This window comes from Blautia intestinihominis (assembly GCF_040096655.1).
GTDB classification, from domain to species: Bacteria; Bacillota; Clostridia; order Lachnospirales; family Lachnospiraceae; genus Blautia_A; species Blautia_A intestinihominis.
Genome location: NZ_JBBMEI010000019.1, coordinates 1 through 17,067, shown reverse-complemented (window position 1 = coordinate 17,067; position 17,067 = coordinate 1). Strand labels below are relative to the sequence as shown.

Annotated in this window: 18 protein-coding genes; all 18 read left to right on the top strand. The window is 45.8% G+C overall.

The genetic code is table 11. From position 1 onward, the window contains the following. Positions 1-76: 76 nt before the first annotated feature. The 18 genes from WMO75_RS07515 to WMO75_RS07430 all read left to right on the top strand — a co-directional run bounded on the left by WMO75_RS07515 (position 77) and on the right by WMO75_RS07430 (position 16,992). A complete protein-coding gene (locus WMO75_RS07515; protein WP_173905120.1) occupies positions 77-1,402 on the top strand; it encodes an MATE family efflux transporter in 1,326 nt (441 codons plus the stop codon). 101 nt (positions 1,403-1,503) lie between these two features. Continuing rightward, positions 1,504-2,292 (top strand): transglutaminase-like domain-containing protein, encoded by a 789-nt coding sequence (locus WMO75_RS07510; RefSeq protein ID WP_118253047.1) that lies wholly within the window; start codon positions 1,504-1,506, stop codon positions 2,290-2,292. A 111-nt stretch (positions 2,293-2,403) separates the two neighbouring features. Beyond that, the gene (pyrE, locus tag WMO75_RS07505; protein ID WP_022214719.1) at positions 2,404-3,084 is read left to right on the top strand and encodes an orotate phosphoribosyltransferase; all 681 of its coding nucleotides are present in this window, start codon (positions 2,404-2,406) and stop codon (positions 3,082-3,084) included. A 39-nt stretch (positions 3,085-3,123) separates the two neighbouring features. Next, positions 3,124-3,276, top strand: a complete 153-nt coding sequence (locus tag WMO75_RS07500) for a hypothetical protein (protein WP_173905107.1) — start codon at positions 3,124-3,126, stop codon at positions 3,274-3,276. A 35-nt stretch (positions 3,277-3,311) separates the two neighbouring features. Further along, on the top strand, positions 3,312-3,788 hold the full coding sequence (locus tag WMO75_RS07495; RefSeq protein ID WP_022214721.1) for a VanZ family protein: 477 nt from the start codon (positions 3,312-3,314) through the stop codon (positions 3,786-3,788). Continuing rightward, positions 3,772-4,086, top strand: a complete 315-nt coding sequence (locus WMO75_RS07490; RefSeq protein WP_022214722.1) for a DUF6142 family protein — start codon at positions 3,772-3,774, stop codon at positions 4,084-4,086. Before WMO75_RS07495 ends, WMO75_RS07490 begins: the two co-directional genes overlap by 17 nt. Before the next feature lie 9 nt (positions 4,087-4,095). Then, on the top strand, positions 4,096-4,683 hold the full coding sequence (locus WMO75_RS07485) for an HD domain-containing protein (RefSeq protein ID WP_118253071.1): 588 nt from the start codon (positions 4,096-4,098) through the stop codon (positions 4,681-4,683). A gap of 36 nt (positions 4,684-4,719) precedes the next feature. Next, a complete protein-coding gene (locus WMO75_RS07480) occupies positions 4,720-6,738 on the top strand; it encodes an aminopeptidase (RefSeq protein WP_227222521.1) in 2,019 nt (672 codons plus the stop codon). 114 nt (positions 6,739-6,852) lie between these two features. Next, a complete protein-coding gene (gene purE, locus WMO75_RS07475; protein WP_022214725.1) occupies positions 6,853-7,353 on the top strand; it encodes a 5-(carboxyamino)imidazole ribonucleotide mutase in 501 nt (166 codons plus the stop codon). A 260-nt stretch (positions 7,354-7,613) separates the two neighbouring features. Then, positions 7,614-8,639: a phosphoribosylformylglycinamidine cyclo-ligase gene (purM, locus tag WMO75_RS07470; RefSeq protein ID WP_022214726.1), complete on the top strand. Its 1,026-nt coding sequence runs from the start codon at positions 7,614-7,616 to the stop codon at positions 8,637-8,639. After that, positions 8,633-9,259, top strand: a complete 627-nt coding sequence (purN, locus tag WMO75_RS07465) for a phosphoribosylglycinamide formyltransferase (protein WP_022214727.1) — start codon at positions 8,633-8,635, stop codon at positions 9,257-9,259. Before purM ends, purN begins: the two co-directional genes overlap by 7 nt. Before the next feature lie 23 nt (positions 9,260-9,282). Further along, on the top strand, positions 9,283-10,557 hold the full coding sequence (gene purD, locus WMO75_RS07460) for a phosphoribosylamine--glycine ligase (RefSeq protein ID WP_118253051.1): 1,275 nt from the start codon (positions 9,283-9,285) through the stop codon (positions 10,555-10,557). A gap of 11 nt (positions 10,558-10,568) precedes the next feature. Further along, positions 10,569-11,333: an SseB family protein gene (locus WMO75_RS07455; RefSeq protein ID WP_022214729.1), complete on the top strand. Its 765-nt coding sequence runs from the start codon at positions 10,569-10,571 to the stop codon at positions 11,331-11,333. Positions 11,334-11,500: 167 nt separating this feature from the next. After that, a complete protein-coding gene (locus WMO75_RS07450; RefSeq protein WP_022214730.1) occupies positions 11,501-11,875 on the top strand; it encodes a GntR family transcriptional regulator in 375 nt (124 codons plus the stop codon). A gap of 20 nt (positions 11,876-11,895) precedes the next feature. Then, positions 11,896-14,391, top strand: coding sequence for an ATP-dependent Clp protease ATP-binding subunit (locus tag WMO75_RS07445; protein ID WP_349077882.1), 2,496 nt, complete (start codon positions 11,896-11,898; stop codon positions 14,389-14,391). A 108-nt stretch (positions 14,392-14,499) separates the two neighbouring features. Beyond that, a complete protein-coding gene (locus WMO75_RS07440) occupies positions 14,500-14,913 on the top strand; it encodes a hypothetical protein (RefSeq protein WP_022214732.1) in 414 nt (137 codons plus the stop codon). Then, on the top strand, positions 14,907-16,289 hold the full coding sequence (gene radA / locus WMO75_RS07435; RefSeq protein ID WP_118253055.1) for a DNA repair protein RadA: 1,383 nt from the start codon (positions 14,907-14,909) through the stop codon (positions 16,287-16,289). Before WMO75_RS07440 ends, radA begins: the two co-directional genes overlap by 7 nt. Positions 16,290-16,332: 43 nt before the next feature. Continuing rightward, complete coding sequence (locus WMO75_RS07430; RefSeq protein ID WP_022214734.1) at positions 16,333-16,992, top strand: HAD family hydrolase; 660 nt, start codon at positions 16,333-16,335, stop codon at positions 16,990-16,992. The last annotated feature ends 75 nt before the right edge of the window (positions 16,993-17,067 follow it).

The window sequence follows — 17,067 nt, the reverse complement described above, 5'->3', positions numbered from 1 at the left end:
GGCAGGAAAGAGCACAGTGCTTTTTCCTGCTTTTTGTGGGAGAGGAGTAAAAGTGGAAAAAAATCGAACAAATGACATGACAACAGGGAATCCGATCAAACTGATCATTATGTTTATGATCCCGATGTTCCTGGGAAATATTTTTCAGCAGTTTTATAACATTGTGGATTCGATCGTTGCCGGACAGTTTATCGGTGTAGATGCACTTGCAGCGATCGGAAGTACCGGTTCGCTGATGTTCTTTGTGACCGGATGGCTGAATGGCCTCAGCAGTGGATTCGGAATCATTGTGGCACAGATGTTTGGAGCTAAGAAATATGATGATATGAGACATTTCGTAGCGATGTCCATCTATCTGATGTTTGGATTTGCGGCAGCGATGACGGTTGGATTCCTGGTATTCAATGTACCGATCCTGAAACTGATGAATTCACCGGCAGATCTGATGGGGGATGTCGCAGGATATATGGGGATCATCTACGCAGGACTTCTTGTGACAGCGGCATATAATACACTTGCGGCGTTCCTGCGTGCGCTGGGTGATTCCAAATCCCCGTTGTATTTCCTGATCATTTCCGCAGGAATCAATGTGATCCTTGATGTTGTCCTGATCCGTTTTGTGGGAATGGGCGTAGAAGGCTGCGCGTATGCAACTGTGATCGCGCAGGGAGTCTCGGCAGTCTGCTGTCTGGTTTATATCAAGAAAAAATATCCGATCCTTCATCTGGAGAAGAAAAACTTTGAATTGCGCAAAGGCAGCATGAGTAAGCTTCTGATCCTTGGAATCCCGATGGGACTTCAGTTTTCTATCACAGCGATCGGAACCATTATCGTACAGAGTGCGGTAAATATTTACGGGGCTACCCACATGGCAGGATTTTCTGCGGCAGGAAAGATCCAGAATGTCATCGGCATGGTGGCTGTTTCCATGGGTGCGACGATCGCGACTTATGTCGGACAGAATCGTGGAGCAGACCGTATGGACCGCGTAAAACAGGGTGTGAGATATTCCTGCATCATGCTTCTTGTCTGGAGCGTGATCCAGATGATTCTTGTGTATTTCGGAGGAAAATATTTCACCTACCTGTTTATCAATCCGTCCGAGACAGAGGTGATCCAGGTGTCTGTGACTTATTTCCACACGGTATTCTGGGCGTATCCATTCCTGGACATGATCTTCGTATTCCGAAATGCACTGCAGGGAATGGGATACGGACTTGTTCCGATGCTCGGAGGTGTTTTTGAACTGGTCGCAAGAACCCTGATCGTTGTATTAGTCGCAGGCCATACAACTTTTGCCGGAGTCTGTCTCGCAGACCCGGCAGCATGGATCGCAGCACTGATCCCGCTGATTCCGTATTATTTTTATACTATGAAAAAATACAGCACAAAGGCAGAGTAGACAGCGTAAAATCAAAAATCAGGCAGATTTATTTATAGACAAATACCAGGTTTTATGTGACAATAAACTTATCAGATTATTTTGAAGATAAGGAGGATTTTATGAAAGGGAAAAGAATATTTGTATTTGTGCTTCTGGCACTGTGCATCTGTTTTCTGCCGGCGAGAAATACGGAAGCGGCAGTGAGTTACAGAAATCAATTTGTAAAGGCACAGAATGGAAATATCAGTTATTTTAATTCCAAAGGTGTAAAAGCGAAAGGAATAATAACTGTAAAGGGCAGGAAATATTATATGGATTCAAGAGGAATCCTACGTACTGGATGGCGTAAGGTCGGACAGAAATATTATTTCTTCGGACAGATAAATGGCGGGGCTGGTTACATGAGAACTTCTGCCAGAATTAACGGGATTCAGGTAAGAAAGGATGGCAGCGCATCTTATAACAGGACACAGCTTCAGAAATTGAATCTTATGGTCAGGGCAAACCAGATCGTAGATGGAATTACCAATAACAGAATGACAAAACCACAGAAATTAAGAGCATGTTTCCGCTATATTGTAAATTATAATTATGGAGACGGTGGAGATTTTGCCGGAGGTTCAAACTGGGATATTTACTATGGCAGCAGGGTGCTTAGCAGAAGAAGAGGTGACTGCTTCGGATTTGGATGTGCATTTGCATACCTGGCTGATGCAGTAGGGTATACATCATATGCAGTTTCATCTGGTGGACATGGATGGGCAGAAGTAAACGGGAGAGTTTATGATGCAAACTGGGCAAAAGCAACCGGCAGGATCGACTGGTATTGTGGAATGGACTACAATCTCAGCGGCAGAGGTGGTCGCCCGAATTACAAACCAAACAGAGTATATGTGAAACGTATCTGATCAGGCGGCAGTGAATGGAGTAAACAGTTTGTTATTTGAACAAAAGTATGATAAAATAAAATGACATTCAACAATTGATAAGTATGAACAGTTAATATGGAGGAATGAATCATGGAAGCATACAAGCAGGAATTTATTGAATTTATGGTAGACAGCCATGTACTGAAATTTGGAGAATTCACACTCAAGAGCGGAAGAAAGTCTCCGTTTTTTATGAATGCAGGTGCATATGTGACAGGTTCCCAGCTTAAGAAACTCGGAGAATATTATGCAAAGGCGATCCACGACAAATACGGTGATGACTTTGATGTGCTGTTCGGACCGGCTTACAAGGGAATTCCGCTCAGCGTAGTAACAGCGATCGCTTTCAGCGAATTATACGGTAAAGAGATCCGCTACTGCTCTGACCGTAAGGAAGAGAAGGATCACGGCGCAGATAAGGGAAGTTTCCTTGGAAGCAAACTTCAGGATGGAGACCGTGTCGTAATGATCGAAGACGTAACAACTTCCGGTAAATCCATGGAAGAAACTGTTCCGAAGGTAAGAGGAGCAGCAAACGTAGAGATCATCGGACTCATGGTATCTCTTGACCGTATGGAAGTCGGCAAGGGCGGCGTGAAGTGTGCACTCGAAGAAGTTCATGATCTGTACGGATTTGAGACAAATGCCATCGTAACAATGGAAGAAGTCATCGAACATCTCTATAATAAAGAATACAAAGGAGAGATCATCATTAACGACGACCTCAAGAAAGCAATCGATGCATATTACGCACAGTACGGCGCAAAATAAAAGAGTCTGCTGTCAGAAGGATATTCAGGAGGAATGAAGTTGAACGAAAAAATCTACAAAACAATGGCGAGAACAGGAGGCTGCAGCGTTGCAGTCGGGATCGTCACTCTTGTTACCGGAGTTGCCGCAGGAATCCTCATGATCGTCAGCGGCGCACGCCTTCTCAAAAGAAAAGGCGACATTTTGATCTAAGAACCGGAGGCGGTATAAGGTTAGGATAATATAATATGTCAAAAAACAGTGCAAAGCGCAGGATTAAACATCTGGGGACTATGCTGTTTGTCTTATACATTCTGCTGCTGATCTATTTCCTTTTCTTTTCAGAGGAATATGGACGGGTCGCAGCAGAAGAAAGAGTATACCGGTACAACCTGATCCCGTTCGTGGAGATCAGGCGGTTCTGGACCTACAGAGAGCAGCTCGGGGTGTTTGCGGTTGTTACAAATCTGTTCGGGAATGTGATTGGATTTGTTCCCTACGGATTTATTCTTCCGGTCATAGCAAGGAAGTGCCGCAGCGGATTTTTTATCATTTTGTCAGGATTCGGACTCAGCCTCGTCGTGGAGACGATCCAGCTTATTACGAAGGTCGGATGTTTCGATGTGGATGATCTGATCCTGAACACACTGGGAGCGGCACTGGGGTATCTGGCTTTTGCCGTTTGTAATTACCTGAGGAGAAAACGTTATGGCAAGAAGATATAGATATGCGATCATAAAGAAAAAGGAACCAGGTAAGGGGAAGCTGTCAGTGGGGCTGGCGATTGCTTCCCTCCTTCTGTTTGTAGCGGCAGTGGCCGTGGCTTATATAGCACAGGGGAAATTTGGTTTTATCGTAGGCGGGCTCTGTCTGTTTGCAGTGCTGCTTTCTGCTTACGGCTTTGTGATGGGACTTATGAGCTTTTCTGATGAAGAGTGCATGCATCGGACCAGCGTTGTGGGATCGATCCTGAACGGAGTGATCACAGTAGGATGGCTGGTCTTTTTTTTGATGGGAGTATAAGAGATGGATATGGAACGTTTACAGAAACAGATGGATTTTATCGTTGAGGTGGACAAAGTAAAGCAGATCATCCGGCAGACCTATCTGTCAGATGCAAGTCGTAAGGAAGACGATGCAGAACATTCCTGGCATCTGGCACTGATGGCAGTTCTTCTCAGCGAATATTCCAACGAGGAAGTAGACCTTAAGAAAGTTGTACCGATGGTGCTGATCCACGATCTGGTTGAGATCGATGCGGGCGACACCTACGCATATGATGAAGCAGGCGCGCAGACTAAAGTGGAACGGGAAACAAAGGCGGCAGACCGCATTTTTGGAATGCTTCCGGAAGATCAGGGCAGATGGTTCCGGGACCTCTGGGACGAATTTGAGGCATATGAGAGTGCAGACGCCAAATTTGCACACGTGCTTGATAACTGCCAGCCGCTTCTTCTGAACGATGCTTCCAATGGCAGAAGCTGGGCAGAACACGGTGTCCGCAAAAGCCAGATCTACAAACGAAATGAGCATACTTCAGAAGGTTCCAGGGAAATCTGGAAGTATATGCAGAAATTAATAGACAAACATGTCGAACTCGGACATGTGATCGATGAATAAGAAACAGAAAGGAAGACGAATTTGGACGAATTACTGATGGAACGTTATCATCTGGCAAAAGACCGGATCAGTGAGATCTGTATAGAAAAGACAGCACAGCCAGATTTTGAGGACTTTTTCAAAAAGACAGCCGCTTTTTTGACAAAGACAGCGGCTATTCTCGAGAGAGAAAAGGAAGAACTGACAGAAGAAGAACTCGCACAGGAAAATAGAGAACTCTACGAAGAACTTTTTCCGGAAAACTATGGGATCTGCTATGGAAATCCTTCCTACGCAGCAGTGAAACTGGGCGAATACGGCAAGGCGTTTTGTTTCCTGTATGCAGAACTCCGCGGTACGATCGCATATGCATATGAGAAAAAATGGTGGGATTATACCATCGCTGCAGAGCTTTTTCTGGAAATCTATGCTGCCTTTGAGGACAGCGAACTTCCGGCAGTGAAGACCGTGGAGGATATTCTGCGCTCCTATGTGAATGACTACTGCCAGGATCTGATGGAACAGAGAATCGCGGAGGCCGTTGACCCACAACTCGATTTTGCAGTCCGTATTATCATGGATTCTGATCTTTCAGATCTTAAATATCTCTACGCTTATGGAGAATATGTTTCTGCAAATGAGAGAGGTGTGGCAGAATTTCTGAACAGCCTTTCCCAGGAACAGATCGACAGCATGGCAGAAACCTATACAGAAGGATATCGCATCGGCTTTATCAACGGAAGAAAAGACATTACCAGGAAAAAAACAGTCAACATCCGCTATAATCTCGGATTTGAGAGAATGGTAAGATCTGCGATCCTGAAATTCCGTGCAATGGGACTGGAACCTGTCATCTACCGTCATGCGACACATGTAGTCAACAAGCGGGGAAATGCAAGAATCGGCTTTACCGGCGGCGTTGCAAACCCGCAGTATGAGTATGATCACAGACAGGACCAGGCACTTTTCCTCGACAGTGATTTTGTACAGCGGAAACTGCGCTCCATGCAGAATGCTTACGAGAATTATAAGGAACTGGCAGCAGTACACGGCGGTCCGGCATGCATTGAGACTTTTGGAGAGGAACCGTTTGCACCGGAGACCAAGGCTGAGGCGTGGACACTTTCCGAGACACAGCAGAAGCAGCAGGTGGAACTTGACAATGAATCCGGACAGATCGTCAACCGCTATATCAAGGGAGATGAGAGAAGCTTCACGATCATTGCTTATCCGATTCCTGAGATCGGAGAGAAGTTCCCGGAGATCTTTGCAGAGATCGTCAAGATCAACACTCTGGATTACAAATTATATGAGCGGATCCAGCAGACGATCATTGAGACTCTGGACACCTGCCAGTGGGTAGAAGTCAAGGGACGCGGCGACAATGAGACGGACCTTATCATCCACCTGCATGATCTCGAAGATGTGAAGAAGCAGACGAATTTCGAAAACTGTGTAGCGGATGTGAACATTCCGGTAGGAGAAGTATTTACATCTCCGGTACTTGCAGGAACAGGCGGAATCCTTCATGTCAAGAAAGTATATTTAAATGGTCTGCAGTTCCGTGATCTCAAACTGGTATTTGACTGCGGACAGGTCATCGATTATACCTGCTCAAACTTTGAGACAGAAGAAGAGAACCGCGCGTATATCGAGGACAATATCCTGTTCCATCACGCCAAGATCCCGATGGGCGAATTTGCGATCGGTACCAACACGACAGCCTACGTTGCTGCTGAGAAATACGGCATCGCGGACAAACTTCCGATCCTGATTGCAGAAAAGATGGGACCGCATTTTGCAGTGGGCGACACCTGCTACAGCTGGGCAGAAGATACTCCGGTATTTAACCCGGACGGAAGAGAGATTATTGCCCGCGACAACGAGATCTCCGCACTGCGTAAAGAAGATATCAGCATGGCATATTATGGCTGCCACACCGATATTACCATTCCATATGAGGAACTTGGAAATATCAGCGTGATCGACGAAGAAGGCGAAAGCACTCCGATCATCGAGAACGGATGTTTTGTACTTCCTGGTACAGAAGAACTCAATAAACCTTTTGAAGAGTAAACTTTATATACAAAAAGAGTTTGCGTATCTAAATATTTCTTTTCCGGAATTATGTTGACACAAATTTAGAATCTTAGTAGAATCAACCTGGGATAGAAAAAAAGGAGGCCACCAATGAAAAAAGTTGGAATTGTAATGGGAAGCGACTCAGATATGCCGGTTATGAGCAAAGCGGCAGCAATTCTTGACAAGCTGGGCGTTGAGTACGAAATGAAGATCATCTCTGCACACAGAGAACCGGACGTGTTCTTTGAATATGCAAGAAGTGCAGAAGAAAGAGGATTCAAAGTAATTATTGCAGGTGCAGGAATGGCAGCACATCTTCCGGGAATGTGCGCAGCGATTTTCCCGATGCCTGTGATCGGTATTCCAATGCATACCACTTCTCTGGGAGGACGTGATTCACTGTATTCTATCGTACAGATGCCATCCGGAATCCCGGTTGCAACAGTTGCAATCAACGGAGGGGCAAATGCAGGACTGCTGGCAGCCAAGATACTGGCTACTTCAGATCCGGAACTTCTTGAGAAACTGAAAGCATACAGCCAGGAACTGAAGGAACAGGTAGAAGCAAAGGATGCCCGCCTTCAGGAAGTTGGATATCAGGCTTATTAAATATACGGCCACGAAAACCAAGTGGCATAATATTAAAATCTTAAGAAAGGAAAAGCTATTTTAGATGAAGACCTATAACAATAGGTGTGTACCGATGGCTTGTCGGGAATTTACGACTGTGGAGTGTACAGGAACTTGTAAGTAGTGAATTATTTGATAATCACAAAAGCATACACGGTGAAGCAGTAACTACAAATCGTGAGAGTGTAGCTATTCATCTAAGCATATACTTGTTGGTATATGTTTTAGCAGCAGGAACTATGGATTACAAGAACGCAGGTGTTGATATCGAAGCAGGCTACAAGTCAGTTGAACTGATGAAGAAACATATCGCAAAAACCATGAGACCGGAGGTACTGGGAGGAATCGGCGGATTTTCCGGAGCTTTTTCCATGAGCGCATTTAAGAACATGGAGGAACCTACACTGGTATCCGGTACAGACGGATGCGGAACCAAGGTAAAACTTGCCATGATCATGGACAAACATGATACCATAGGAATCGATGCAGTTGCCATGTGTGTAAATGACATTGCATGTGCAGGCGCAGAGCCGCTGTTTTTCCTGGATTACATTGCATGCGGTAAGAACTATCCGGAGAAGATCGCTGAGATTGTAAGCGGCGTGGCAGAGGGCTGTGTACAGTCTGGTGCGGCACTGATCGGTGGAGAGACAGCAGAGCATCCTGGACTTATGCCGGAAGATGAGTACGATCTTGCCGGATTTGCAGTAGGTGTGATCGACAAGAAGGATCTTCTCACAGGAGAAGAACTGAATCCTGGAGATGTGCTGATCGGTATGGCTTCTACCGGTGTCCACAGCAACGGATTCTCTCTTGTCCGCAAAGTATTCGAGATGACAAGAGAATCTCTTGACACTTACTATGATGAACTGGGAACAACACTTGGTGAAGCACTGATCGCTCCGACCAGGATTTATGTCAAAGCACTCAAGAGCATCCGCGATGCAGGCGTGAGAATCCATGCATGCAGCCATATCACAGGCGGCGGCTTCTACGAAAATATTCCGCGTATGCTCAAAGAAGGCACACATGCAGTTGTAGAGAGGGACAGCTATCCGGTTCTTCCAATTTTTAAACTTCTTGCAAAAAAAGGTAACATCGAAGAGAAAATGATGTATAATACATTTAACATGGGTCTTGGAATGGTCCTCGCAGTAGCTCCTGAGGATGTAGACAAGACGATGGAAGCAATCCGCAAAGAAGGAGATACTCCTTACGTAGTAGGCCGCATTGAGGCTGGCGAAAAGGGAGTGACCTTATGTTAAAACTGGGTGTTCTGGTATCCGGAGGCGGTACAAATCTCCAGGCGATCATGGACGCAATCGATGCAGGTGTGATCACCAATGCAGAGGTTGGTCTCGTGATCAGCAACAACAAGGGTGCGTATGCCCTCAAGAGAGCGGAGAACAAGGGAATCCCTGCCAGATGCATTTCTCCGAAGGACTATGCAGACAGAAAAGAATTTCATAAGGCACTTCTGGCAGAGCTTCAGGAGAACCAGGTAGATCTTGTTGTGCTTGCCGGATTTCTGGTGGCAGTGCCGTCGATGATCGTGGAAGCATATCCAAATCGGATCATCAATATCCATCCGTCACTGATTCCGTCTTTTTGTGGAACAGGATATTATGGACTTCATGTCCATGAAGGTGTCCTTTCCAGAGGCGTCAGGGTGACCGGTGCGACGGTTCATTTTGTAGATACAGGTACAGATACCGGTCCTATCATTCTTCAGAAGGCGGTAGAGGTACACCAGGGAGATACCCCGGAAGTACTTCAGAGACGTGTTATGGAAGAGGCTGAATGGAAGATACTGCCGGCTGCGATCGATCTGATCGCCAATGGCAAAGTATCCGTACAGGACGGTAAAGTTATCATCAATAATTGATTTTCTGCAGAGGAGCGAAAGATATGAAAGTATTAATTGTTGGAAGCGGCGGAAGAGAACATGCAATTGCCTGGAGCGTGGCCAAGAGCCCGAAGGTAGACAAGATCTACTGCGCACCGGGAAATGCAGGAATTTCTGAATATGCGGAGTGTGTAGACATCGGAGCAATGGAATTTGAGAAACTTGCTGATTTTGCGGAGAAGAATTCTGTTGATCTTACAATTATCGGAATGGATGACCCGCTGGTTGGCGGTGTTGTAGATGTGTTCGAGACACGCGGACTCAAGGTGTTCGGACCTCGCAAGAACGCAGCGATCCTGGAGGGATCCAAGGCATTTTCCAAAGACCTCATGAAAAAATATGGAATTCCGACAGCGGGATACGAAAACTTTGACGATCCACAGAAAGCACTGGATTATTTACATACACAGGTCAAGTTCCCGATCGTGCTCAAGGCAGACGGGCTTGCACTCGGCAAGGGTGTTCTGATCTGCAATACTCTGGAAGAAGCAGAAGCCGGAGTTAAGGAGATCATGGAGGACAAGAAGTTCGGCAGTGCAGGAAATACAATGGTCATCGAGGAATTTATGACAGGACGTGAAGTGTCTGTCCTTTCCTTTGTGGATGGCAAGACGATCCGTCCGATGACATCCGCACAGGATCATAAGCGTGCCAAAGACGGAGATCAGGGACTGAACACAGGCGGTATGGGTACTTTTTCACCGAGCCCGTTTTATACAGAGGAAGTGGATAAGTTCTGTAAGGAGCATATCTACCAGGCAACGGTTGATGCGATGGCAGCAGAGGGACGTCCATTTACAGGAATCATTTTCTTTGGACTGATGCTGACAGCCGACGGACCGAAGGTCCTGGAGTACAATGCACGTTTTGGTGACCCGGAAGCACAGGTTGTTCTTCCGAGAATGAAGACAGACATCATCGAAGTGATGGAAGCTTGCGTAAATGGAACTCTGGATCAGGTAGATCTTGAGTTTGAGGATAATGCAGCTGTCTGTGTCGTTCTGGCAAGTGATGGATATCCGGTAAAATACGAAAAAGGAATTCCAATGCATGGATTTGAGAACTTCAAGGACAAAGAAGGCTATTACTGCTTCCATGCAGGAACCAAATTCAAGGATGGCGAGATCGTTACCAACGGCGGCCGTGTCCTTGGAATCACTGCAACTGGAAAGGATCTTAAGGAAGCCCGTAAGAATGCTTACGAGGCAACAGACTGGATCCAGTTTGCAAATAAATATATGCGCCACGACATAGGAAAGGCTATTGACGAGGCCTGAAAGGACAAAATATGGGAACAAGTGTAGAAGAAACAATTAAGGAAATTCAGGGAAGGGAGAATATTTTTGTAGCATACTCTCAGACTACGAAGCTTCCTTATGTAACCTGTGGGGAAGAATCATTCAACGACCAGGCATGGTTTTTCACAGAGGAAGAAGCAATCAAAGAATTTGGCAAAAAGAAAATCGAAGAAAAAGTTCTCCTTATGGGAATGCGTTACGAAAAGAAAGATTTCCCTAAGATGTACGGTCTGTTATTCTCTATCGGTGTAAACACGATCATGTGGAATGATGGCGGTGAGCAGATGGAGATCGATCTTGAAAGAATCGTAAGAAAGCCGGATCTCAGCAAAGTAGAGCCGCAGAAGCGTCCGCTGATCAATCCGACACTGCAGCTTTCCGGAATCTACTTCATGCAGGAACTTCGCCGTCCGGTACCTCAGGAAGAGCACAAGAACTTAAGAGCACTGGAAGAAGAAGTGATCGTAAACTTAAGAAAATCAGATTTTCTTGTTGCAATGCAGCGCAAGGGAGATGAGCCAGACAAGATAAACATTCCTTACCTCAAGAACAAAGAAGGTAAGATCCTTCAGCCGGTATTCTCCGATGTTATGGAATTTGAGAAATTCGCAAAAGGAAAGAAACTTCGTATTGCCAAAGTACCATTTAACAAACTTCCAAATATCCTGATCGAGCAGGCAGAATCACTGGTTATCAACCCTATGGGATTCAATCTTGTTCTCAACAGAGACCAGCTCAAAAAAATAATTGGTTAAAAATATAAGCATAAGAAACAGGCAGTCTTCGGGCTGTCTGTTTTTTATATCTTTTCACGCGGGGATTAGACAGGATAAACTTTATAAAATTATACTTGCAAAATCCAGATTATGTGCTACCATATGTATAACATGATGTTATTATGAAAGATAAGGGGCTGAGGATTATGGTCATTGAAATAGACTTTAACAGTGATGAGGCTATTTATGTGCAGTTGATGAATCAGATCATCATGGGAATTGCCACATCCAGGCTTCAGGAGGGAGATCCGCTTCCTTCTGTGCGACAGCTTGCAGATACCATCGGCATTAATATGCATACTGTGAACAAGGCATATTCCCTGCTTCGGCAGGAAGGCTTTGTAACGATCGACCGCCGCCGTGGCGCGATCATTGCGATTGATGTGGACAAGATGAAGGCACTGGAAGAAATGAAACAGAATCTCATGGTAGCCCTCGCAAGAGGATACTGCAAAAATATTTCCAGAGCAGAAGTTCACGATCTGATCGATGAAATTTTTGACGAATATGGAATAGAATAGCATAAAAAGAGGAGGCAGGAATGCAGGAGAAATTTACCAGACAGGCAAAGGCAGCACTGAAACTTGCGGAAAGTACAGCCCGGTCCTGGAAACATTCATATATTGGGACAGAACATATACTGGTAGGACTTCTTGATGAACAGGAAGGAACTGCAGGTAAGATTCTGGAAGAATTTGGCGTAGACAGGGAAAAACTGGAATCCCTGATCACGAAATTGATCGCACCATCCGGAGTGCCTGTAGCAGAAAAATCCGCCGGCTACAGTCCAAGAGCACAGAAAGTCAGAGAACAGGCAGTCAAAGAAGCTGAGAAGCAGAAGGAAGATCTGGCAGGAACAGAGCATCTGCTTTTGGCAATGCTCAAGGAGACAGACTGTGTAGGAACCAGACTTCTGTATACCATGGGTGTAAATATCCAGAAATTATACAGCGCAGTTCTCGCGGCAGCAGGGATTGATACAAATGCAATTCCGGAAGAATTACAGATGCCAAAGAACCAGAAGGGAAAACAGGGATCCACAACACCGACGCTGGATCAGTACAGCCGTGATCTGACGGCAATGGCAGCAGATGGAAACCTGGATCCGGTAGTAGGCAGGGACAAAGAGATTGCCCGCCTGATCCAGATATTAAGCAGAAGAACAAAAAACAACCCATGTCTGGTAGGTGAGCCAGGCGTCGGAAAGACTGCAATCGTAGAAGGGCTTGCACAGAGGATCATTTCCAGCATGGTTCCGGAGTCTGTCAAAAACAAGAGAGTCGTAGTCCTTGATCTGTCCGGAATGGTGGCAGGAAGCAAATATCGTGGAGAATTCGAGGAAAGAATCCGAAATGTGATCAATGAAGTACGCAGCAATCAGGGAATTCTTCTTTTTATTGATGAGCTGCATACGATCATTGGCGCGGGCGGTGCAGAGGGAGCATTGGATGCTTCCAACATTCTGAAACCATCTCTTTCCAGAGGCGAGATCCAGCTGATCGGAGCAACGACCCTGGAGGAATACAGGAAATACATTGAGAAAGATGCCGCTCTGGAGAGACGTTTCCAGCCAGTGACAGTAGAAGAACCGTCAGAGGAAGAAACCATCGAGATCCTTAAGGGACTGCGCCCGTATTATGAGAAGCATCATGGCGTGGTGATCGAGGACAGTGCACTTGAAGCAGCAGTAAAAATGTCCGAACGTTACATCAATGACCGTTTTCTGCCGGATAAGGCCATCGATATTATCGACGAGGCAGCTTCCAAAGTACGTCTCGGCGGCTACCGCATGGCACCGGAAGTAGATGCCATGGAACTGGAACTCCACGAGATCCAGAAAGATAAGGAAAAAGCTGTCAAGCAGGCAGATCTTTCCCTGGCAAAAGAACTTCAGGCGCGCCAGCGTGAAATAGAAACAGAAATTTCCAAATATAAAGAAAAAGAAGAACGCAGAAACAAAAGAAAGAAAATATCTGTGACAGAGGCATCTGTGGCAGACATCATTTCCGACTGGACCAAGATCCCGGTACAGCGTCTTACAGAGGGTGAAACGAAACGTCTTGCACGTCTTGAGAAAGAACTTCATAAACGTGTGATCGGTCAGGAAGAAGCAGTAAAGGCAGTCGCACAGGCAGTCAAACGAGGCCGTGTCGGTCTCAAAGATCCAAACCGCCCGATCGGTTCCTTCCTTTTCCTTGGACCTACCGGTGTAGGTAAGACCGAACTTTCTAAAGCGCTGGCAGAGACCGTATTTGGAAGTGAGCAGGCAATGATCCGTGTTGATATGTCTGAGTACATGGAGAAACACAGCGTATCCAAACTGATCGGATCACCTCCGGGATATGTAGGATACGATGAGGGCGGGCAGCTCAGCGAAAAAGTACGCAGAAATCCATACAGTGTGCTTCTGTTTGATGAGATTGAAAAGGCACATCCGGATGTGTTTAATATTCTTCTTCAGGTTCTGGATGATGGACATATCACAGATGCACATGGACGAAAAGTGGACTTCAAGCAGACGATCATCATTATGACATCCAATGCTGGTGCGCAGGCAATCATTGAGCCGAAGAAGCTTGGCTTCCTTTCCAACAATGATGAGAAGCAGGATTATGAACGCATGAAATCTGGTGTTATGGAAGAAGTCCGCCGTCTGTTCAAACCGGAGTTTTTGAACCGTATTGACGAGATCATGGTATTCCATCCACTGAACAAGACACACATCAAAAAGATTGTCAACATCATGCTCAAAACACTGGAAAAACGCTGTAAAGAACAGCTTGATATCCAGCTTAAGATCACAGAATCTGTCAGGGATTTCCTTGCAGAAGCAGGTTTTGACAGCAAATATGGGGCCAGACCATTAAGAAGAGCTATCCAGACAAAACTGGAAGATCCGATGGCAAATGTACTTCTCGAAGGAACCATCAAAAGAGGAGATACCGTCCGGATCCAGCTTCATCAGAAAGAGATCCGTTTTACTCCACTTTCAGAAGATGAGAAGAAACCAAAATCTAAAAAAGCTATAAAATCTTAAACAGGATACTGGTCAAAAAAAGTGGTCAATGTTATAATAAAAAGACACTAAGGAGCAATCCACAGGTGTCGAAAACACAACAGAAAAGTCTTAGGGAGGACATTGGTTATGGCAGTAGTAAAGGAACTGATCCGTACAGAAGAGAATCAGAGCATCAGCTTTGGCAATTATGAATTGCCACAGAAATCCAAGGTATCAGATTTCGCACATCAGGGAGATATGTACAAGGTAAAAACATTCAAAGAGATCACCAAACTCGAGAGAAATGGCATGTTTGTATATGAATCCGTACCGGGAACTGCTGTATTTTCTCTGAAACAGGACGGCTCCAGCATGAGTTTTGACGTAGAAGGAACTGAGGATGCACAGATCACCGTAGAGATGGAAGCAGATACAGAATATGATATCTCCATCGATGGCGCAGATGCAGGCAAAATGAAAACAAACCTTGGCGGTAAGCTTTCTTTCAGTGCAGAACTGGGAGGCGACAAAGCCGTACATGTTGAGATCAAAAAATGCTAAAAAATAAAAAGACTGTTTATTTTTGTCAGGAATGCGGATATGAATCCTCCAAATGGATGGGACAGTGTCCGGGCTGTAAGGCATGGAATACTTTCGTAGAGGAGACGGTTTCCACGAAGAAATCTTCTTCATCCGGTAGCAGTTCCTTTCAGAATCCGGGGAAGCGTCCGGAACCAGTTCGTCTGAAGGACATTTCACTGTCAGAGGATGAACGGCGGCTGACAAAGATTGGCGAGCTTGACAGAGTGCTCGGGGGCGGGATCGTCCCCGGCTCTCTTGTTTTAGTGGGTGGAGATCCGGGAATCGGAAAATCCACCCTTCTTTTACAGGTGTGCCGGAATCTTGCACTATCAGGAAGCAATGTACTGTATATTTCAGGAGAGGAATCCCTGCGCCAGATCAAGCTCCGCGCAGAACGAATCGGAGAATTTAATGAGAAGCTGCAGCTTCTGTGTGAGACAAATCTGGAAACGATCCGCGAAGTGATCGAGCGCAAGAAGCCGGATACCGTTGTGATCGATTCCATACAGACTATGTTTCATGAGGATATCAGTTCTGCACCGGGAAGTGTTTCTCAGGTAAGAGAGTCCACCAATATCCTGATGCAGATTGCCAAGGGACAGGGCGTATCGATCTTTATCGTAGGTCATGTGACCAAAGAAGGAAACGTGGCAGGTCCCCGTGTGCTGGAGCATATGGTAGATACCGTGCTTTACTTTGAGGGAGACAGACATGCTTCCTATCGGATCCTGCGTGCAGTCAAGAACCGTTTCGGTTCTACCAATGAGATCGGTGTATTCGAAATGCGAAGCACAGGACTTGAGGAAGTTAAGAATCCGTCAGAATTTATGCTGAATGGAAAGCCCAGCGACACTTCCGGGTCGATCGTGGCATGTTCTATGGAAGGAACACGGCCGATCCTGGTGGAGATACAGGCATTGGTATGCCAGAGCAATTTCGGAATTCCGAGAAGAACAGCAGTGGGAACAGACTTTAACAGAGTAAACCTTCTGATGGCAGTTCTGGAGAAAAAAGTCGGCATCCATCTGGCAGCCTGCGATGCCTATGTCAATATTGCAGGTGGAATGAAGATGACAGAGCCGGCGATCGATCTCGGGATTTCACTGGCAGTCGTTTCAAGCTGTAAGGATATCGTCATACCGGATTCTGTGATCGCATTTGGCGAAATTGGTCTGAGTGGAGAAGTGCGTGCTGTGAGCATGGCAGGACAGCGTGTCGCAGAAGCGAAGAAACTCGGTTTTGAAACAGTGATCCTGCCGGAAGTATGCAGGTCAGCTACAGAGAAGATCAAAGGGATCAAACTGGTATACGTTTCCTGGATTCAGGATGCGATACGTTTTATCATGCAGAAATAAAGTTGCTGTGAACAGTAACGAAATAAATACCAAGGGGGAAAAGATGAAGGCAGTTGTATTTGATATGGATGGAGTTATTTTTGACTCAGAGACGCTTGTGTTCCGTATGTGGAAGGTTGTGGCAGAGAAATATGGAGTCGCAGATATAGAGGAAACCTGCAGGGCATGCCTGGGGATCAATGCTACAGTGACCAGAGAAATTTTTTTCGAGCGTTATGGACAGGATTTTCCATATGACAAATACAAAAAAGAAATGTCAGATCTTTTCCACGCAAATGCAGCAGGAGGGAAGCTTCCGAAGAAACCGGGGATCCGGGAACTCCTGGAATATCTCCGCAGAGAAAATATAAAGACAGCGGTAGCTTCCTCCACAAGAAGAGATCTTGTGACGAGAGAACTCGAGGAAGGAGGCTTGCTTTCCTATTTCGATGAGATCGTATGCGGGGATATGGTCAGTCGGAGCAAACCGGAGCCAGACATCTATCTGGAAGCCTGCAGACGCCTTCAGGAGCGGCCTGAGGACTGCTATGCGATCGAGGACTCCTACAATGGAATAAGATCCGCCAAAAGAGCCGGAATGCACCCGATTATGGTGCCAGATCAGGCAGCTCCAACAGAAGAAATGGAGGAGCTGGCAGACAGCATCTTACCTTCTTTACATGAAGTTCAGCAGTACATCGACAAAAATTGCAAAAAAATCTAAAAAAGGTGTTGACAGATTGGTTTTATAGTGGTATTCTAACTGAGCTGTCACGAAGAATTGTTTCTTCTGAATAAA